At 68.8% G+C, this 17,754-nt stretch carries 18 protein-coding genes; 11 read left to right on the forward strand and 7 right to left on the reverse strand.

Translation table 11 applies throughout. From position 1 onward, the window contains the following. Positions 1-269: 269 nt before the first annotated feature. On the forward strand, positions 270-749 hold the full coding sequence (locus tag FHU13_RS26745; protein WP_183438859.1) for a hypothetical protein: 480 nt from the start codon (positions 270-272) through the stop codon (positions 747-749). 134 nt (positions 750-883) lie between these two features. After that, positions 884-2,515, forward strand: coding sequence for an AarF/ABC1/UbiB kinase family protein (locus FHU13_RS26750; protein ID WP_183438875.1), 1,632 nt, complete (start codon positions 884-886; stop codon positions 2,513-2,515). 128 nt (positions 2,516-2,643) lie between these two features. Here the strand turns inward: FHU13_RS26750 and FHU13_RS26755 are convergent, their stop codons facing one another. The 3 genes from FHU13_RS26755 to FHU13_RS26765 all read right to left on the reverse strand — a co-directional run bounded on the left by FHU13_RS26755 (position 2,644) and on the right by FHU13_RS26765 (position 4,833). After that, complete coding sequence (locus tag FHU13_RS26755) at positions 2,644-2,823, reverse strand: hypothetical protein (RefSeq protein ID WP_012453251.1); 180 nt, start codon at positions 2,821-2,823, stop codon at positions 2,644-2,646. Between the two features lie 95 nt (positions 2,824-2,918). Next, positions 2,919-3,905: an SDR family oxidoreductase gene (locus FHU13_RS26760; protein WP_183438860.1), complete on the reverse strand. Its 987-nt coding sequence runs from the start codon at positions 3,903-3,905 to the stop codon at positions 2,919-2,921. A gap of 70 nt (positions 3,906-3,975) precedes the next feature. Continuing rightward, positions 3,976-4,833, reverse strand: a complete 858-nt coding sequence (locus tag FHU13_RS26765) for an SDR family oxidoreductase (RefSeq protein WP_183438861.1) — start codon at positions 4,831-4,833, stop codon at positions 3,976-3,978. Between the two features lie 211 nt (positions 4,834-5,044). Here FHU13_RS26765 and FHU13_RS26770 point away from each other — a divergent pair, with 211 nt between their 5' ends. The 6 genes from FHU13_RS26770 (at position 5,045) to FHU13_RS26795 (ending at position 10,002) form a co-directional block, all read left to right on the forward strand. Next, the gene (locus tag FHU13_RS26770; RefSeq protein ID WP_183438862.1) at positions 5,045-5,698 is read left to right on the forward strand and encodes an FUSC family protein; all 654 of its coding nucleotides are present in this window, start codon (positions 5,045-5,047) and stop codon (positions 5,696-5,698) included. Positions 5,699-5,792: 94 nt separating this feature from the next. Further along, the gene (locus FHU13_RS26775) at positions 5,793-6,965 is read left to right on the forward strand and encodes a zinc-dependent alcohol dehydrogenase (protein WP_183438863.1); all 1,173 of its coding nucleotides are present in this window, start codon (positions 5,793-5,795) and stop codon (positions 6,963-6,965) included. 35 nt (positions 6,966-7,000) lie between these two features. Continuing rightward, on the forward strand, positions 7,001-7,612 hold the full coding sequence (locus FHU13_RS26780; RefSeq protein WP_183438864.1) for a cysteine hydrolase family protein: 612 nt from the start codon (positions 7,001-7,003) through the stop codon (positions 7,610-7,612). 169 nt (positions 7,613-7,781) lie between these two features. Then, a complete protein-coding gene (locus FHU13_RS26785; RefSeq protein ID WP_183438865.1) occupies positions 7,782-8,792 on the forward strand; it encodes an SDR family oxidoreductase in 1,011 nt (336 codons plus the stop codon). A 150-nt stretch (positions 8,793-8,942) separates the two neighbouring features. After that, entirely contained in the window at positions 8,943-9,194 is a 252-nt protein-coding gene (locus FHU13_RS26790; RefSeq protein WP_183438866.1) for a hypothetical protein, read from the forward strand. A gap of 427 nt (positions 9,195-9,621) precedes the next feature. Further along, positions 9,622-10,002, forward strand: coding sequence for a hypothetical protein (locus tag FHU13_RS26795; protein ID WP_183438867.1), 381 nt, complete (start codon positions 9,622-9,624; stop codon positions 10,000-10,002). A gap of 77 nt (positions 10,003-10,079) precedes the next feature. On the opposite strand, the gene FHU13_RS26800 is transcribed toward FHU13_RS26795, so the two are convergent. From FHU13_RS26800 to FHU13_RS26815, 4 genes are all read right to left on the reverse strand, one after another. Continuing rightward, positions 10,080-10,442: an STAS/SEC14 domain-containing protein gene (locus tag FHU13_RS26800; protein ID WP_183438868.1), complete on the reverse strand. Its 363-nt coding sequence runs from the start codon at positions 10,440-10,442 to the stop codon at positions 10,080-10,082. A 74-nt stretch (positions 10,443-10,516) separates the two neighbouring features. Next, the gene (locus FHU13_RS26805; RefSeq protein ID WP_183438869.1) at positions 10,517-12,694 is read right to left on the reverse strand and encodes a primosomal protein N'; all 2,178 of its coding nucleotides are present in this window, start codon (positions 12,692-12,694) and stop codon (positions 10,517-10,519) included. A 67-nt stretch (positions 12,695-12,761) separates the two neighbouring features. After that, on the reverse strand, positions 12,762-13,925 hold the full coding sequence (locus FHU13_RS26810; protein ID WP_409518542.1) for an MFS transporter: 1,164 nt from the start codon (positions 13,923-13,925) through the stop codon (positions 12,762-12,764). A 131-nt stretch (positions 13,926-14,056) separates the two neighbouring features. After that, positions 14,057-14,455 (reverse strand): tautomerase family protein, encoded by a 399-nt coding sequence (locus FHU13_RS26815; protein WP_183438871.1) that lies wholly within the window; start codon positions 14,453-14,455, stop codon positions 14,057-14,059. Positions 14,456-14,574: 119 nt separating this feature from the next. Here FHU13_RS26815 and FHU13_RS26820 point away from each other — a divergent pair, with 119 nt between their 5' ends. The 3 genes from FHU13_RS26820 (at position 14,575) to FHU13_RS26830 (ending at position 17,537) form a co-directional block, all read left to right on the forward strand. Beyond that, positions 14,575-15,498 carry a LysR family transcriptional regulator gene (locus FHU13_RS26820; protein ID WP_183438872.1) on the forward strand — a complete coding sequence of 308 codons (924 nt, stop codon included), beginning with the start codon at positions 14,575-14,577 and terminating at the stop codon, positions 15,496-15,498. Next, positions 15,495-16,139, forward strand: coding sequence for a triacylglycerol lipase (locus FHU13_RS26825; RefSeq protein WP_183438873.1), 645 nt, complete (start codon positions 15,495-15,497; stop codon positions 16,137-16,139). The genes FHU13_RS26820 and FHU13_RS26825 overlap by 4 nt, the downstream gene beginning before the upstream one ends. 228 nt (positions 16,140-16,367) lie before the next feature. Further along, entirely contained in the window at positions 16,368-17,537 is a 1,170-nt protein-coding gene (locus FHU13_RS26830; RefSeq protein ID WP_183438874.1) for a complex I NDUFA9 subunit family protein, read from the forward strand. The last annotated feature ends 217 nt before the right edge of the window (positions 17,538-17,754 follow it).

Raw genomic sequence — 17,754 nt, forward strand, 5'->3', positions numbered from 1 at the left:
AGCCCGCAGACCCCGACAGGTCCGCGGGCTTCATGCCGTTCCACGCCGATCACACCACGACGGACCGGCCGGCCCTACCCGCCACGCACCCCGGCGACCCGAAAGGGGAGGGGGCGCGCGCCTCAGCGCGGCTCGCGACAGAGGTGGTCCGGCGCACGCCTCGCAGATCTCTTCGGCGATCCACAAAAGCGCGGGGGAGGGGAGGCGCTGTTCGACCTTGATGCCGCCCAGGTTGCCGGCAGGATGGGAGCTTGATTCAGAGGCCGCCCATGACCGCCTTCCGTACGCTTCTTCTGACGGCCGGTCTGCTCGTGGCCGGCGCGGGCAGCTATCTCGGCTGGGCTCTGACCAGCACGGACGGGTATGAAGCGGGCGGTCGCCTGCTGAAGGCGCGTTACGGCTTCCTCGTGATGCCGCATGCCGAGCGGCAGAGCCTTCGCAAGCTCGCGATGATGAAAGCAGCCGGTCAGTGCGAGTGGGAACTCGACGAGAGGTTCTGGAGCCGTGTCTATCAGCTCTATGTCGGCGATGAGCACGGCGTGCGCGCAGCCGTTTACGCCACGCTTCTCGACGAGCAGCAGCGTTACTTCCTGGCGGATGCAGACCATCGCCGCTGTCAGGCGGCCTGGGCCCGATTTGGTACGGGAGGCGCCGACGTGCCGGGTATCCTGCGGACCATTGGTCCGGAGATCGTAGGGCCGTCCGACAAGGTCCTGATCGACGTTCACGCCGAGGCAGCCGCGCCCTGACCCAGCGCGTCGGCCCCGGGGCCGACCCGGCGTCAATCCTAAAAAAGCCCCATGGCCGCGTCATTGCGAAATGCCTGGCGAGGGCCGGATCGGTCTTGCCCGAACCGACGCTTCGCGCGACACGCAAGACCGTCATGCTCAAAACAGCCTTTGTCGCCGCGCGCGACCGTCAGCGCCTCTCGGAAATCGCTTCGGTCCTGATCGGCTTCGGGCTGACCAAGATCGTCGACCGGCTCGGGTTGCACAACATCCCGCTGATCCCCCGCCGCACGCCGCGGGTCGATGTTACGCGCCTGTCGCAGCCGGAGCGGCTGCGCCGCGCCATCGAGACGCTGGGGCCGACCTTCATCAAGTTCGGTCAGATCCTGGCGAGCCGTCCGGACCTGCTCTCACCGGTCTGGACCGACGAGCTGGAGAAGCTGCACAGCCAGGTGAAGCCGGTGCCGTGGGCCTTGATCGGGCCGCAGCTCGAAGCCGATCTCGGCGCGCCGCCGGAACAGGTCTTCGCCGAGTTCGACCTCAATCCGATCGCCTCGGCCTCGATCGCTCAGGTCTACCGGGCGCGCCTGCATTCCGGTGAGGAGGTCGTGGTCAAGGTCCTTCGTCCGGGCCTGCGGAAGATCATCGAGGCGGATCTGCGGCTGATGGCGCACGGCGCCCGCATCGTCGAGTCCGAGTGGCCGGAGATGGCTCGCTACCAGCCTCAGGAGCAGATGCGTCACCTCGCCAACGGCCTCAACGGCGAGCTCGATCTGCTCAACGAGGCCCGCAATTGTGAGATGATCGCCGAGATCTTCGCCGGGCGCGACGATATCGTCATCCCGAAGATTTTCTGGGAATGGTGCTCCGAACGGGTGCTGGTCCAAGAATTCATCCACGGCATCTCGCCGAACGACGCCGCTGCGCTGCGGACGATGGGAGCGGACAAGAAGGCGCTGGCGCAGAAGGGCTGCGACGCCTTCCTGCGGATGGCGCTGATCGAGGGCGTGTTCCATGCCGACCCCCATCCCGGCAACCTGCTGATCCTCCCCGACAATCGGATCGGCTTCATCGATTTCGGCATCGTCGGGCGTCTGTCGCAGAAGCGGCGCCAGCAGCTCCTCGTGCTGATCGGCGCCATGCTCAAGCAGGATGTCGATGGCCTGATGGCCACGCTCCTCGATTGGACCGGCACATCGAACCCGGACCTGAGCAAGCTGGAGCAATCCGCCCAGAACTTCGTTCAGGCCCACTCCTCGATCCCGCTCAATCTCGGGCTCGTTCTCACCGACTTCATGACCATGGCCCGCGAGAACGATCTCGCGATGCCGACGGATCTCGCGATCCTGTTCAAGGGGCTCGTGACCGCCGACGGCGTGATGCGCCAGCTCGATCCCGGTTTCGATCTGTTCGCCGCCGCCGGCCCGACCGTGCGGGCGAGCATGCGCTCGCAGTTCTCTCTGCGAGGACTCATGCGCAAAGCGGAGTCGCTCGGCACCGGCCTCTACGGCGCGGCCTCCGAACTGCCGACGCTGATCCATCTCATGCTGGTGCGCCTCAAGCAGGGGCGCGTCACCGTCGAAATCGAGCTGAAGGGGATGGACAAGCTCGTGCGCGGCATCGAGCGCGGCGCGGCGCGGGTCGCCGTCGGCCTCGTCGTGGCGGCGTTCGCAACGCAGCTCGCACCGCGGCTGATCGATCTCGGCACGCCGGCCTTCGTCATCATCGGGATGACCGTGGCGATGCTCGGCATCGGCTGGCTGGTGCTGCTGGGCCGCGACCGCTGAGGCAGCCGGTTCGCGCTCCGGCCATAGGTGCTTTCGGGAGCGGGGCTGTTCAGTGATCGGGCGCGGCCTCCGCCCGAGGGCGGGGCCGTGGCAGTCCGATCGATGGGTTGATTCGCTGAGACGCCGTCTCAGGCGCGGACGACGGGCTTGGCCTTGAGAGCGGCGGCCAGTGCCTTGAGCTGACGGTCGAGGTCGGCCAGTTCGTTCAGGGCGATGGTCTTGTGGCCCGCCTTCACCGCGCGCTCGATGTCGCTGACCTGCGAGGAGGCCATGCGCTTCAGTTCGGTCGCGAGTTGGTCCCTGGTCATCGGCGCTCCTTTCATCACCAGGCTCGATGGGCCGGTGATAGGGGCTTAGGCTTAACCGGGGGTTTTCTCTCACGCGTTCCCGTTCACCGTTTCGATCACTTGGAGCGGCCACCGACCAGGCGGTGGAGGGCCAGGGCGGCGCCGGTGCCGAGGACGGTCACGCCGATTCTGCTCAAGGTCGATGCCGAGGGCAGGTGCTTGCGCCGGAGCCAGCCGCCGTCCGACGCCGTGCCGTCCCGGACCGGCGCACGCAGTGCGCCATGCGTCACGGGGGCGGGCCCGGCCCGGTCGAGGGCGCGGTGCAGGGCGATGCCCATCAGGTGCTCGGTCGGGCCCGGCGCCAGGGCGTAGGCGGCCTGGGCCGCGCGGGCCGGCCAGCCCACCGCGATCTCGTCGCGGGGATGGCGCACGACGTGGACGAGAGTCTCCGCCACCTCCTCCGGGGCGTAGAGCATCGGGCCGGGGTCGAGGGTGCGGCCGGAGACATTGGCGCCATGCACGAAGCCCGGCGTGTCGACCAACGCCGGAAACACCGCGCAGACGTGGATGTGCGGATGGCGCCGCAACTCCTGGCGCAAGCTCGCCGAAAAACCGCGCAGGCCGAACTTGCTCGCGGTGTAGGCGGCGGCGAACGGGGTCGGCGCCCAGCCGCCGAGGGAGACCATGTTGACGAGAACGCCGCGCCGCCGTTCGAGGAAGCGGGGCAGGACGGCGTAGGCGCCGTGCATGGCACCGAACAGGTTCACCTCGACGGTGCGACGATGCAGGTCGAGCGGCGCCTCCTGGAACGCGCCGAACACCCCGGTGCCGGCATTGTTGATCCAGACATCGATGCGGCCGAAGCGATTCTCCGCCGCGCGGGCCAGGGCCTCGACCGCTTGCGAATCGGTCACGTCGGTGGGCACGGCGAGCGCCGCCGGACCGAGCCGACTGCATTCCTCCGCGAGCCGATCGAGCGGATCGCGGCGCCGGGCTGCGACGACGACATGCGCACCGGCCCGCGTGAAGGCGAGGGCGGCGGCGCGACCGATGCCGCTCGACGCACCGGCGATGACGACGACGGCTCCGTGCAGGTTCTTCAAGGCGGGCTCCGGGTAAAAGGAGCGCCCAGCCGAGGGCTGGGCGCGCCGGTCGAACGCGGATCGAGAGCGATCAGATGATCGGCTTGCCGCCGGTCACCGCCACCGTGGCACCGGAGACGTAGCTCGACTCGTCGGAGGCCAGCATCACGTAGACGGGCGCGAGTTCCTTGGGCTGGCCCGGTCGCTTCATCGGCACCTGCGAGCCGAACTGCTTCACCTTCTCGGCCGGCATGGTCGAGGGGATCAGCGGCGTCCAGATCGGGCCCGGGGCCACGCAGTTCACGCGGATGCCCCGCTCGGCGAGCATCTGCGCGAGACCGCCGGTGTAGTTCTGGATCGCGCCCTTGGTGGTGGCGTAGGCCAGCAGTTGCGGGCTCGGCGTGTCGGCGTTGACCGAGGTGGTGTTGATGATGGACGAGCCCTCGCCCATGTGCGGGAGCGCTGCCTTGGTGAGGTAGAACATCGCGTGGATGTTCACCTGGAAGGTCTTCTCCCACTCCTCGTCGGAGATCTCTTCCGGGGCGGTGAAGGTCGCCTGATGCGCGGCGTTGTTGACGAGCACGTCGATGCGTCCGAAGGCCTCCACGGCCTGCTCGACGATCCGCCTGCAGTGGGCGGCGTCGCCGATATTGCCCGGCACCAACACGGCCTTCCGCCCGGCCTCCTCGATCAGGCGGCGCGTCTCTGCGGCGTCCTCCTCCTCGTCAAGATAGGAGATCAGCACGTCGGCGCCCTCGCGGGCGAAGGCGAGCGCCACGGCGCGGCCGATCCCGGAATCGCCGCCGGTGATGATCGCCTTCTTTCCCTCCAGGCGGCCGGAACCCTTGTAGCTCGTCTCGCCGTGGTCCGGCGTCGGGTCCATGGCGCGGGTCGAGCCGGGCATCGGCTGCGGCTGATCGGGGAAGGGGGGCTTGGGAAAGGATTCCATGGGCCGGGCTCCGGTGCCTTGGGATGTAGGAGAACGCCCGGACAACCCCGCCGGGCGGCCGGGGTTCGACGGAAATTTGCCCTGTCCCATGCACTCTGCCCCGCGTTTGGATGCAGGGGGGCTGGTGGGGCATCGGACCGCGACGCACGAGCGGTCACGGCCCATCGTGGCGGCACATTCCAAGGAGAAGCCGAGGGGAAGGAAAGAGCGGATGTCGGCCGATAGGGCGTTGCGTCACGAGGAGAACGAAATGGGAAGCGAGCGGACGGGCGGGGATGACGCGCGGCAGGATTCTGCCGCCGAGGCGACGCGCCGGGCCGACCGCGACACCAGCCGCATCCGCTGGCTGCGGGATCAGGCCACGCGGCTGCACAAGCGTCTGCCGCTGCGCCGCCGTTTCGCCGGCGGCCTCGCGCACGGGGTCATGTCGTCGGTCGCGGCCGTCGCCGCCTATCTGCCGACCCAGGTGCTCGGCCTGCAGGAGGGATTCTGGGCGGCGATCACCGCGGTCGCGGTGGCCCAGACCGAGTTCGGCGCGACCCGCTCGACCGCTCGGGATCAGTTCACCGGTGCGGCGATCGGCGGTCTCATCGGGCTTGCCGCCTATTCCGCGCTCGGGCCATCCCTGCCGACCTACGCGGCGGGGGTCGTGCTGGCGATCCTCGCCTGCTGGCTCGTCAACGTGGCGAGTGCCTGCCGGCTCGCCGGGATCACCGCCACCATCATCCTGCTCGTGCCCCATCTCGGGCCGGTGGAGCGCATGGCAGGCTCGCGGGTGCTGGAGGTCGGATGGGGCGTATGCGTGGCCATCGCCACCGTCTGGCTCGTGACGCGCGTGAACCGTTGGCTCGGGGTGAAATTGTAACTCGGATATCCCGGACGGAACTTGACGGTACGTGCCCCCGGTTTCCTGCGGCGATGCTCGAGCGGCATCACCGATCGAACCTCAAGGACGTCTCATGAAGGCACTGTGCTGGCACGGCAAGGGCGACATCCGCTGCGATACGGTGCCGGACCCGTCGATCGAGGATTCCCGCGACGTCATCATCAAGGTCACGTCCTGCGCCATCTGCGGCTCCGACCTTCACCTGATGGACGGCCAGATGCCGGCCATGAAGTCGGGCGACGTGCTCGGCCACGAGTTCATGGGCGAGGTGATCGAGACCGCGCCGGGTTTCACCAAGTTCAAGAAGGGCGACCGGATCGTCGTGCCCTTCAACATCAATTGCGGCGAGTGCCGCCAGTGCAAGCTCGGCAACTGGTCTGTCTGCCAGCGCTCCAACCGCAACGCCGAGATGGCGGCGGCGCAGTTCGGGTTCACCACCGCCGGCCTGTTCGGCTACTCGCACATCACCGGCGGCTACTGGGGCGGGCAGGCCGAGTACGTGCGCGTGCCGATGGCCGACGTGGCGCCGATGAAGGTGCCCGACGGTATGGACGACGAATCCGTCCTCTTCCTCACGGATATCCTGCCGACCGGCTGGCAGGGCGCCGAGCATTGCGAGATCAAGGGCGGCGAGATCATCGCCGTGTGGGGCGCCGGGCCCGTCGGCCTGTTCGCGATCCAGTCGGCCAAGATCATGGGTGCCGAGAGGATCATCGCCATCGACACGGTGCCGGAGCGCCTCGCCCTCGCTCGCAAGTACGGTGCGACCGACATCATCGACTTCGCCAAGGAAGACGTCTTCGAGCGGATCAAGGAGATCAGCAAGGGTGAAGGGGCCGACGGCGTGATCGACTGCGTCGGCATGGAGGCCAGCGCCGGCCACGGCTTCTCCAGCGTCATCTCGACTCTGCAGGAGAAGCTGACCTCGACCGAGCGGCCCTACGCGCTGATGGAGGCGATCCGCGCGGTACGGCCCTGCGGCATCGTCTCGGTGCCCGGCGTCTATGGCGGACCCATTCCCGTCAACATGGGCGCGATCGTCCAGAAGGGTCTCACTCTCAAGAGCGGCCAGACCCATGTGAAGCGCTACCTCGAGCCGCTGACCAAGCTGATCCAGCAGGGCAAGTTCGACACCGCGTCGCTGATCACCCACCGCTCGACCGACCTCGCGGATGGGCCCGACCTCTACAAGACATTTCGCGACAAGAAGGACGGCTGCGTGAAGGTCGTCTTCCACCCGAACTGAACTGAGAAAGCAAAGGAAAGGTTTGGGAGCGGGTCATGGCAGGCAAAGACGGTTTGAAATTTGGTGATCTCGGCCCGCGGGCCGTCCATCTCTGCGTCGATGCACAGAGGATGTTCTCCGAGGAGACCGACTGGCACACGCCCTGGCTCGCCCGCATCCTGCCGAACATCGAACGCATCACCGCCGCCCATCCCGAGCGGACCGTGTTCACCCGCTTCGTGCCCATCCGCTCGCCCGAGCAGGGTAGAGGGGCGTGGCGGCGCTACTACGAACACTGGCCCAAGATGACCCTGGACGCGCTCGGTCCCGAGATGGTCGAGCTGGTGCCGAGCCTGATCCGCTTCACACCGCCGGCCAAGGTCGTCGACAAGATCGTCTACTCGCCCTGGATGACGCCCGATCTGGAGCGGATGCTGGAGGCGGAGGCGATCGACACCCTCGTGGTGACGGGGGGCGAGACCGATGTCTGCGTGCTCGCCGCCATCCTCGGCGCAGTCGATCGCGGCTATCGCGTCATCGTCGCCTGCGACGCGGTATGCTCCTCCGCCGACCAAACCTACGACGCGATGATGTTTCTCTACCAGAGCCGCTTCGGCGAGCAGATCGAGACGGCTCCGACCGCCGAGATTTTGGACGCTTGGGTCTGATCTTGGGTCTGAGCTCGGGCCGGATCGCCGGCGATCCTGTGTCACGCTCCTGGATTCGTGGAAACTGAGCCGTTCGCGGCCGGGTTCACCGGCTGAGAGGTTCCGGGGCAATGCCTGCGCGTAAAGCTCCTGTCCGCCGGGTACCGCCCCATGATCACAGGAGATGCGCATGCCGAGCGCTGCCAAGAAGCCGCTCGACCAGCAGGTCATCGTCATCACCGGTGCTTCCAGCGGCATCGGGCTCGCGACCGCGCGCATGGCCGCGGCGCGCGGCGCCCGGGTCGTGCTAGCCGCTCGTAATGGGGAGGCGCTGGCCGAGATCCGGGCCGAGATCGAACGACATGGCGGCCAGGCGCTCGACGTCGTCACCGACGTTTCTGACCGGATCCAGGTCGAGGCGCTGGCACGTGCCACGATCGATCGCTTCGGCCGCATCGACACATGGGTGAACGATGCCGGGCTCTCGATCATCGGCCGGCTCGAAGAGGTCGAGGACGGTGACCATCGACGCCTGTTCGATGTGAACTTCTGGGGAGTCGTCTACGGCTCGCTCGTGGCGCTGCCGCACCTGAAGGCGAGCGGCGGCACGCTGATCAATCTCGGCAGCGTCGCCTCCGACGTCGCCTTCCCGCTCCAGGGCATGTACAGCGCGAGCAAGCACGCCATCAAAGGCTTCACCGACTCGCTGCGCATCGAGCTGAAGGAGGAGGGGGCGCCGGTCGCAGTCACGCTGATCAAGCCGGCGGCGATCGATACGCCCTTTCCGGCCCATGCCCGCAACTACACCGACCGCGAGCCGAAGCTGCCTCCGCCGGTCTACCGAACCGAGGAGGTCGCCGAGGCGATCCTTCATGCGGCGGTGCATCCCCGCCGCGACATCTATGTCGGCGGTGGCGGACGGATCATGAGTGCGGCCCAGGCCGTGGCACCGCGCGTCTTCGACACGGTCGGGAGCAGCATGGCCGGCCTGCAGATGCGCGACGAACCGCCCCGTCGTCCGGAAGGGTCGCTCTATCAAGCGGGCCTGGGCGGCCGCACGGCCGGGAGCCATCCCGGTTACGTGATGCGGCGCAGCCTCTACACCCGCGGCGCACTCCATCCGCTCACGACCGCGGCAGTCGTCGCTGGCGTCGGATTTGCCGCTGCTGCGAGTCTCATCGGCGGCAGCCGCCGCCGCTGATCCGAGTCCACAGGGCGCCTCCGGCGCGTGTTCCGCCAAGCGCCGGCGGGTTCGACACTCTGTTGCGACGCACTCCTTTGCTGCGTTGGCATCGACTTCGGCAGAGTGCGCGACAGCCCGACCTTCGTCGATGCATCGGGAGGAGCCAACGTGGCGAGCCTGGACAGAACTCTCGATATCTTCTCGGCGCTGCTCGCCTCGGAGCAGCCGGCCCAGGTTGGCGAAGCCGACGAGGCGATCTGGGCCTACCTTGCTGCGTATGACGGTCTCGATGCGCAGGTCCAGGCCCTCGATCGGCTCGGGCAGGGCGTGGCCGGGCTCGATGCATCGTCCGCCTTCATGCCGATCCTGCTCGACGCCCTCGATCGCCACCGGGCGCGGTTGGCCGAACCCTCCGCCTGACGGAGCAATCTGCCTCGGCCGGCGCACCTCTCGAGGCAGTCCTTCGAGCACGCCTGTCGCGGCGGATACCTGCGGTGCATCTGGAGGGCCGTGATGAAGGCTGCTTGCATCAAGCAGGCAGGGCCGTTCGACATTATTCGAAACTGATCTTGGCTGTTTCGCGTGAGGGGCGAACAGTCAATCCAAGGCTCATAAAGCTCAGCTTGCAACACCGGGGTGCTTGAAAGTCACATCTTTCGGACCTTCCTCGCTGCGAGCGCGGCTTTTGTTTCGGGGCGGTCGTTATGTGTGAGCAACCGATGCACCGGTTGCCGTCATATTATCGCCTCTTGTTTGGGTAGAGTGCAGGCATCTCACAGATCAACGGTATGGAAGCGCAGGCGACGGCGCACCGTACGTTCACCCTCGTCGCTGAGCTGGATCACGCATGCCCAAGTTCGCCCTCACCGCCGCTCTGGCCGCCGCGCTCGTTTCGCCGGCGATGGCGGGAGATTTCGACGGGACATGGTCGGTTCAACTCGTGACCGAAAGCGGTTTGTGCGACGCTCAGTACAGCTACACCCTCGCGGTGCGGGACGGCCAAGTGCGTCCGATCGCGAACGCCTCCTCGGGCAGCGCGACGGTGACCGGCCGCGTCGGGGCTGGTGGCGATGTAGGCCTCAACGTCGCGACCGCCGCCGCGAACGGCACTGCCTTGGGGCGGCTTCAGACCCGCTCGGGTGCCGGAACGTGGCGCGTCTCCGGCGGCCTCTGCACCGGTCGTTGGATGGCCAAGCGCCACACGGTCCGAACCGCCTCTGCCGAGTAGTGGGATCGGATTCGTTCTGAGCCGAGAGGCGGGCCTGCAAGGCCCGCCTTTTTTTATACGAGAGCGAGTTGCGCTCGTCAGGCCGCTGCTTCGAGCCAAGCCCGCGCCTCGCTGATGCGGGCGCGCTCGAACACCTTGATCTGCACGGGCGAGACGAAGCCGAAGGTCTCAGCCACCGCCCGCAGCCAGGTCGCGTCGGTGACGAGTGCCACGTGGCTCACGCCCTTCATCATCGAGATGCCGAAGCGGGGATCCTTGAAGAAGGCCGCCGGCTCCATGCCCTCGAAGCTGCGGATGTCCTCCAAGAGCTTGAGACGGCCACCCTTGTCGAGGTCCGCCTTCATCGCGGTCATCACCGCGTTCATCTCCTCGTCCGTGATCTTTCCGTCGACGACGATCTCGGCGATCGCGGAATCGGGCTTCTTCTCGTAGGTCAGCAAGGCGCGGCGCTCCTCGAATGAGCCGAGGGCCAGAGACCGAGAGGTGACCTCGAGCCGGCGGCGAACGGACCCGATTATAGAAAGCTCTGCGGGTCCACGTCGATTGCGACCTTGAGATTACCCCGCGGCTTCGGTCCGCGGGCCAGCCAGTCCCGCAGATAGCTCTGCACGTCGATGCCGCGCTCCGTCTTCACCAGCAGCCGAAAGCGCCAGCGCCCGCGCACCAGGGCGAGCGGCGCCTCCGCTGGGCCGAGCACGGTCACGCCGGCCGGCGGATCGGCGACCCGCGCCAGGGCTTGGCCATGGGCTTCGGCCTTCTCCCGCTCCTCGGCGGAGACGATCAGTGCCGCGAGCCGCCCGAACGGCGGCAATCCCGCCGCCTCGCGGGCCCAGATCTCCTCCTCGTAGAACCGGTCGGCATCGCCGGAGAGCAGCGCGGCGATGACCGGATGCTCGGGCTGGTAGGTCTGGACCAGGGCGCGCCCCGGCCGCTCGCCGCGCCCCGCGCGCCCCGTCACCTGCTGCAGGAGCTGGAAGGTGCGCTCGGCCGCCCGCGGATCGCCGGAGGTGAGGCCGATATCGGCATCGAGCACGCCTACGAGCGTCAGGTGCGGAAAGTTGTGGCCTTTGGCCACGAGCTGCGTGCCGATGACGATGTCGCAATCGCCCGCCGCCACGGTCTCGAGTTCCTGGCGCAGCCGCTCCGCCCCACCGGGGAAGTCGCTCGACAGCACGACGATGCGCTGCTCGGGGAACAGTTCGGTCACCTCCTCGGCGATCCGCTCGACACCCGGCCCGCAGGGGGTGAGGTGATCGAAGGCGCCGCACTCGGTGCAGGCCTCGGGCTTGCGCTCGGCGTAACCGCACTGGTGGCAGACCAGCGCCCTGCGGAAGCGGTGCTCGACCAGCCAAGTCGAGCAGTTGCGGCACTGGTAGCGGTGGCCGCAGGCCCGGCACAGGGTGAGCGGCGCGTAGCCCCGCCGGTTGAGGAACAGCAGCGCCTGATCGCCCGCCGCCAGCGTCGATTTCACCGCGTTCACCATCGGCGGCGACAGGAAGCGCCCGCGCTCCGGCTTGTCGAGGCGCATGTCGATGGCCGCGATGTCGGGCAGGGGCCGCCCGCCGAAGCGCCCGGGGAGCACGACGTGGCGGTAGCGCCCGCTCTGCGCGTTGACCCGCGACTCGATCGAGGGTGTCGCCGAGGCGAGCACCACCGGGCAGCCCTCGATCCTGCCGCGCACCACCGCCATGTCGCGGGCGTGGTAGTGAACGCCGTCCTCCTGCTTGTAGGCCGTCTCGTGCTCCTCATCGACGACGATCAGGCCGAGCTTCTTGAACGGCAGGAACAGGGCCGAGCGGGCGCCGACCACCACCGAGACCTCGCCCGCGGCCACGCCCACCCGCAGCCGTTCGCGGCGCTTGCCGCCGATGCCGGAATGCCACGTCGCGGGTCTCACGCCGAAGCGCCCGGCGAAGCGGTCGAGGAACTGCGCGGTCAGGGCGATCTCCGGCATCAGCACGAGCGCCTGCCGTCCCTGCCGGACGCATTCGGCCACTGCCTCGAAATAGACCTCCGTCTTGCCCGAGCCGGTGACGCCTTCGAGGAGGATGGTTTCACCTGTCACCGACTCCGCCGGGGAGGGGGCGTTCGTGATCAGGGCGTGCGCGGCTTCCGCCTGCGCGTCCGACAGCGGCACCCGCGGATGGTCCGGGTCCGGCGGTAAGGCCACGGGCTCGGGCATCAGCGCCACCGTCTCCAGCGCGCCGTCGTCGATCAGCCCATCGACCACGCTGAGCGAGACGCCCGCCTCCTTGGCGAGCGCGCTCTTGCCCCGTACCGCACCGTCGGCGGCCACCGCCATTACCTTGCCGCGGGCGACCGTCTGCCGGGCCGGCGGCTGGCCGGATGGGCGCACGCCGATCCGCGGCGCCTCGTTGCGGGCGGCCTCGTCGGGCAGGCGCAGGGCCATGGCGAGCGCCGATCCCTTCGGCGCCAGGGTGTAGCGGGCGAGCCAATCGACCAGCTTGCGCAACGAATCCGAGAGCGGCGGCGCCTCAACCCGGCCCGTCACCGGCCGCAGGTTTCCGCCGGATGCCCGCTCGTCGAGTCCCCAGACCACGCCGATCGTCTCGCGAGGACCCAGCGGCACCTGCACGATGTCGCCCTCGGCGAGGGCAAGTCCGGCCGGCACCGCGTAGCTGTAGGCGGTGTCGAGTGCGAGCGGAATCAGGATGTCGGCGACGACGGGCATGGGATCATGAGAGCTGCCTGATTTGTTCTATATATGTTCCTGAGCGCGAAGGCGAATGCGCCCGTGCTTATCGGATGTCCGAGAGGCCTCGCGCAACGGGAACGGCCGACAGGCTCACCGCAGCCATCACCCAGAAGCCCGCCGCTCCGAACTGGCTGTAGAGTGAGCCCGACAGCAGTGTCATCAGCGCGGAGGCGAGCCCGAGCCCGAACGTGCCGTAGAGCGTGAGCGCCGTCGCCCGGCGATGATCCGGCACCGTCTCGGCGATCAGCCGCAGGCAGGCGAGGTGCAGCAGCGCGAAGGTCAGGCCGTGCAACAGCTGAGTCCCGACGAGGGAGGGCAGCCAGGAGGTCTGCGCCTGCACCGCCCAGCGCAATGCCCCCGCGAGCGCGGCCAGCATCAGTGACCGGGCAGGGCCGATCCGTGTCATGATCAGTGGCCCGAGCCAGAGGAACACCACCACTTCCGCCGCGACCGCCTCCGCCCAGAGCAGGCCCGCCGTCCGCGGCGCGATTCCCGCCGCTTGCCAGACGATGACCCCGAAGGCGTCGTGCATGGCGTGCGCCCCGATCACCAGGGCGGCGGTGAGGACGAGCCGACGGAAGCGCGCATTCGCGGTGAGCGCCCTGAACCCGCGGTCAACCTCCTTCGATGCCGTAACCGAGGTGGAGGTCGTCTGGAGGCGTAGCGTCAGCACCGCTCCAGCCGCGAACAGGAGGCCGCATGCGAGCGGCCCGATACCGTGACCGACGGATCCGATGAGATGACCCGTGAGGATTGTGGTCCCAATGAAGGCAGCCGAGCCGGCGGCGCGGATGCGGCCGTAGACGGCGCCGTCGCGGCTGTGGGCGAGCACGACCGCATCGGCCAGGGGCGCGAGCGGCGCGGTCGCCGCCGCCTGTGCGAGGGCAACGGCGAGCAGCACGACAAAACCGTGGCCACCGAGGAAAGCGAGGGTCAGGGCCGCGGAGAGGGCGAGCCCTCCGGCCAGGAAGGTCCGCGCGGCGCCGTGCTGGTCGGCGAGTCGTCCCGCCAGCGGCCCGGCAGCGAGCCTCACCAGCATCGCGCCCGATAGCAGTAGCCCGATCTCGTCCGGTCCGAGGCCCCGCGTTTCGAGGAAGGCCGGCAGGAAGGGCGAGAGCGCGCCGTAGGCACCATAGAGGGCGGCATAGAGCAGGAGGAGCCGGCCCGAACCGACCGACGCGCGGTGCCGTTCCTCTGCCGCCAACACCCCGCGCCCCGCTGCGAATCCCCTGTGCGAGGATGCCAGGGAACGGGCACGAATCGAAGCGCGACGGCCGCTTTCCTCCGACTTCGCCCGGCGCGAGCCGGCACCGGTCCGGTCTGCCGGGTGAGGTTCGGCTAGGTCCGCGCTGCGGCGTCGCTGGCACGCTCCGCCTGGGTCAGGCCGCCATAGCCCCAGGCATCGGCCGGAACCTCCTGCACGACGACGTAGGTCGCCAATGGCAACCGACCGGGTAATGTCCGCATCAGGAGATCATGGGCGGCGGCCACGAACCGCGCCTTCTCCTCGGCCGTATTGGTGCCCAGCGTCACCCGTGCCTCGACATGCGCCGCCAGCGTCACCGCCTCGCCGCCGACGGCCCAGCTCCCGGCCGGCGCCGGCTCGACCAGGACCGCGGTGAGATCCGCCCGCTTGCCGAGCACCTCCGCCATCAACGCGGTGATTCCGCATTGGAGTTCGGCCACGGTGGCGGATCCGATCTCCGGTCCGGCGATCTTGAGGCTGACGAAAGGCATGGCGTCACTCCGTTCCTTGTGGCGGCGGCCGATCCGCCGTTGACGCTGGCGAGTTAACCGCGCAGCATCGTTCAGGAAAATCGCGTAGTTCTTCATCGATGCTTCGGAAAAACTGAACGATGGCGGCGCTTCCGGTGAACCTCGACATGGACGTGCTGCGCACCTTCGTGACCGGGATCGATCTCGGCAGTTTCGCCAAGGCCGCCAACCGGCTGGGACGCTCGCCCTCGGCGATCAGTCTGCAGATGCGCAAGCTGGAGGATCAGGTCGGCCAGCCGCTTCTGCGCCGGAACGGCCGGGGCCTGGCGCTGACCGAACCGGGCGAGATGCTGTTGGGCTATGCCCGCCGCCTGCTCGATCTCAATGACGCGGCGGTGAGCGCTGTCGCCGCGCCCGGCCTGTCCGGCGGGGTCCGCCTCGGCCTGCCGCAGGACTTCACCGAGACCGGGCTGCCGACGGTGCTCGCCCGGTTCGCCCGGCTGCACCCGGCGGTGCGGGTCGAGGCGCATGTCGAGCGCGACTTGGTTCTGCGGGCCGAGGTGGAGGCCGGCCGCCTGGACCTCGCCCTGGTCTGGGACGCGACCGGCGCGGCGACGGAGGGACGCTTGGTCACGCACCTGCCTCTGGTCTGGATCGGGCCGCGAGCCGGTGCCGGATTCGCCGCCCATCCCCCCTTGCCGACCCCTTTGCCGCGTCCCTTGCCGCTCGCGCTGTTCGGGCCGCCCTGCCTCTTTCGTCACGCCGCGATCGGCGCCCTCGACGCGGCCGGCATCCTCTGGCGCGTCGCCTTCAGCAGCCCCGGTCTCGCGGGTTTGTGGGCAGCGGTCTCGGCCGGTCTTGGTGTCACTCTGCGTACCCCGCATGGGCTGCCGCCGACGCTGCGGTCCCTCGACCCGGACGAAGCGGGTCTGCCGCCGCTGCCGGGTCTTGTGCTTCGCCTGGTCCGCGGCGCGGGCGGCGGTGATCCGGCGGTCGATCGCTTGGCCGAGCTCCTCTGCGACACGCTCACCGATGCGACGCGCATGATAGCCCTTCGGCCGTGACCGAGGGTGTCCTCCTCCTGCACGGCATCGCCCGCCGGGCCGCCTCGCTGCGCCCTCTGGAGCGGCGGCTGGCGGCTGAGGGCTACGCCACCCTCAATCTCGATTACCCGGCCCGGCGGCTGGGACTCGCCGACATCGCCGAGACGATCGCGCCCTCGGCCGCGACCTTCGGTGCCGGTGTGAGCCGTCTCCACATCGTCACCCATTCCATGGGCGGCCTTGTCGCCCGCGTGCTGCTGGCCCGGCGCCGGCCGGAGAACCTCGGGCGGGTGGTGATGCTCGGCCCGCCCAACGGCGGCAGCGAGGTCGCCGACGCGCTGCACCGCCTCGCGCCCTATCGCCGCTTCTTCGGCCCGGCCGGCGCCGAACTCGTCACTGGGCGCGATACGGCACAAGAGCGTCTGTATGGCCCGGTCGATTTCCCGCTCGGCGTGATTGCCGGCCGCCGCAGCCTCTATCCTCTGGCCTCCCTTCTGCTGCCGGGACCGAACGACGGACGTGTCACGGTCGCGCGCACCCGTCTTGAAGGAATGGCCGGTCACATCGTCCTACCGGTCGCGCACCCGACGATGATGTGGAACCGGCGGGTTCTGGCCGAGACCCTGCACTTTCTGCGGGAGGGCCGCTTCGGCCATCGGTGACGGGTTGCTGGCGAACACTCTCCGGCGACGACCTCGTGGACAGGCCGGCAACCACCTTCTGGAACGATGCGCGATCCGTTCGATTTTCCTTGAGCCGACAGGCTGCCCTCGCCTTCAAACTGGTCTAAGGAGCGTGCTGCCGACGGTCGCGCTCCGGGGCTCGTCGGCCGTGCGGTCTTCATGCCGCCCGTCTCGACGTGTCACCCGAGAAAGGGGCCTCCATCGGCCATGAGCAGCCTCGTCACCGCGCCCGGCGCCACGACCCGTCCGCAATCGCAGCTCGTGACCGTCTTCGGCGGTTCAGGCTTCCTCGGGCGCCACGTGGTGCGGGCCCTGGCGAAGCGCGGCTACCGCATCCGCGTCGCTGTGCGCCGGCCCGATCTCGCGCTGTTCCTGCAGCCGCTCGGCAAGGTCGGCCAGATCGTCGCCGTTCAGGCCAATCTCCGCTACCCCGACTCGATCCGCCGTGCGGTCGAGCATTCCGACATCGTCATCAATCTCGTCGGCATCCTGCAGGAGACGGGAAGCCAGCGCTTCTCGAAGCTCCAGACCGAGGGGGCCGGTGAGATCGCCCGCGCCGCCGCGGCGGTCGGGGCGAAGCTGGTCCACGTCTCGGCGCTCGGTGCCGATCCCGCTTCGCCCTCGCTCTACGCCCGCTCGAAGGCGCTTGGCGAAGTGGAGGTGCTGCGGGCCTCGCCCGATGCGGTGATCTTTCGCCCCTCGCTGGTGTTCGGCCCCGGCGACAGCTTCTTCAACCGCTTTGCGTCGCTCGCGACCTTCCTGCCGGCCCTGCCGCTCGCCGGAGCGCAGAGCCGTTTCCAGCCGATTTTCGTCGGCGATGTCGCCGAGGCGATCGCCCGCGCCGTCGATGGACTCGTGCCCGGCGGCCGTGTCTACGAACTCGGCGGGCCGGAGGTGAACACGCTCGAATACTTCGTGCGCTATATGCTCGAAGTCACGATGCGCCGCCGCGCGGTGCTCGACCTGCCGGAGCCCTTGGCGCGGCTGCAGGCCCGCGTGATCGAGATCGCTGACACGCTGACCCTCGGACTCCTGCCGGCGAACTTCAAGCTGACGCGCGATCAGGTCGCCCTGCTCCAGACCGACAACGTGGTTTCTGACGCGGCGAAGGCGGAGGGACGCACCATCGAGGCGCTCGGCATCGTGCCGACGGCCGTCGAGGCGGTCGTGCCTGGCTACCTCTGGCGATTCCGCAAGGCGGGGCAGTTCGCGCAGGGCCGCGGAACGGAGGCCGAGGCCGGCGTGCCCGATCTGCTCGCTCCGCAGAGCGAGTCGAACCAATCGCTTCATCGTCCCTCCCGCGCCAGTGGCCCGGCGATTGGCCAGAAGGCAGCCGGTCAGGGCCAAATGGGCACGCGCTGGGGTACACGCGACTGAGCGGGGAGGGTGCTCCGGTCGCGGGGCGCCTCTCCCGCCTGCAGGGAAGGTCCGTGGCCGCCTTCCTCGCGCTTTCCCTGATTTTATCGATTGACGTGCCGGGCAGGGCTGCCTATATCCATTTTCACCGACGGGGCGCCGCGGCTCACCAGTGGGTGGAGCGGGGTTCTCGGGGGTCTTCGGGCTTGTGGGTGGAGCGGAGCTGATCCGGGCGACT

Origin of the sequence: Methylobacterium sp. R2-1, from assembly GCF_014191355.1 — a bacterium.
Classification (GTDB): Bacteria; Pseudomonadota; Alphaproteobacteria; order Rhizobiales; family Beijerinckiaceae; genus Methylobacterium.

What these genes read in the sequence shown, in the direction of transcription:
- FHU13_RS26830 (WP_183438874.1), top strand. Translation starts at nt 16,368, where the DNA reads ATGAGCAGCCTCGTCACCGCGCCCGGCGCCACGACCCGTCCGCAATCG.
- FHU13_RS26780 (WP_183438864.1), top strand. Translation starts at nt 7,001, where the DNA reads ATGGCAGGCAAAGACGGTTTGAAATTTGGTGATCTCGGCCCGCGGGCC.
- FHU13_RS26745 (WP_183438859.1), top strand. Translation starts at nt 270, where the DNA reads ATGACCGCCTTCCGTACGCTTCTTCTGACGGCCGGTCTGCTCGTGGCC.
- FHU13_RS26785 (WP_183438865.1), top strand. Translation starts at nt 7,782, where the DNA reads ATGCCGAGCGCTGCCAAGAAGCCGCTCGACCAGCAGGTCATCGTCATC.
- FHU13_RS26820 (WP_183438872.1), top strand. Translation starts at nt 14,575, where the DNA reads ATGGCGGCGCTTCCGGTGAACCTCGACATGGACGTGCTGCGCACCTTC.
- FHU13_RS26815 (WP_183438871.1), bottom strand. Translation starts at nt 14,455, where the DNA reads ATGCCTTTCGTCAGCCTCAAGATCGCCGGACCGGAGATCGGATCCGCC.
- FHU13_RS26795 (WP_183438867.1), top strand. Translation starts at nt 9,622, where the DNA reads ATGCCCAAGTTCGCCCTCACCGCCGCTCTGGCCGCCGCGCTCGTTTCG.
- FHU13_RS26765 (WP_183438861.1), bottom strand. Translation starts at nt 4,833, where the DNA reads ATGGAATCCTTTCCCAAGCCCCCCTTCCCCGATCAGCCGCAGCCGATG.
- FHU13_RS26775 (WP_183438863.1), top strand. Translation starts at nt 5,793, where the DNA reads ATGAAGGCACTGTGCTGGCACGGCAAGGGCGACATCCGCTGCGATACG.
- FHU13_RS26755 (WP_012453251.1), bottom strand. Translation starts at nt 2,823, where the DNA reads ATGACCAGGGACCAACTCGCGACCGAACTGAAGCGCATGGCCTCCTCG.
- FHU13_RS26770 (WP_183438862.1), top strand. Translation starts at nt 5,045, where the DNA reads ATGTCGGCCGATAGGGCGTTGCGTCACGAGGAGAACGAAATGGGAAGC.
- FHU13_RS26805 (WP_183438869.1), bottom strand. Translation starts at nt 12,694, where the DNA reads ATGCCCGTCGTCGCCGACATCCTGATTCCGCTCGCACTCGACACCGCC.
- FHU13_RS26750 (WP_183438875.1), top strand. Translation starts at nt 884, where the DNA reads ATGCTCAAAACAGCCTTTGTCGCCGCGCGCGACCGTCAGCGCCTCTCG.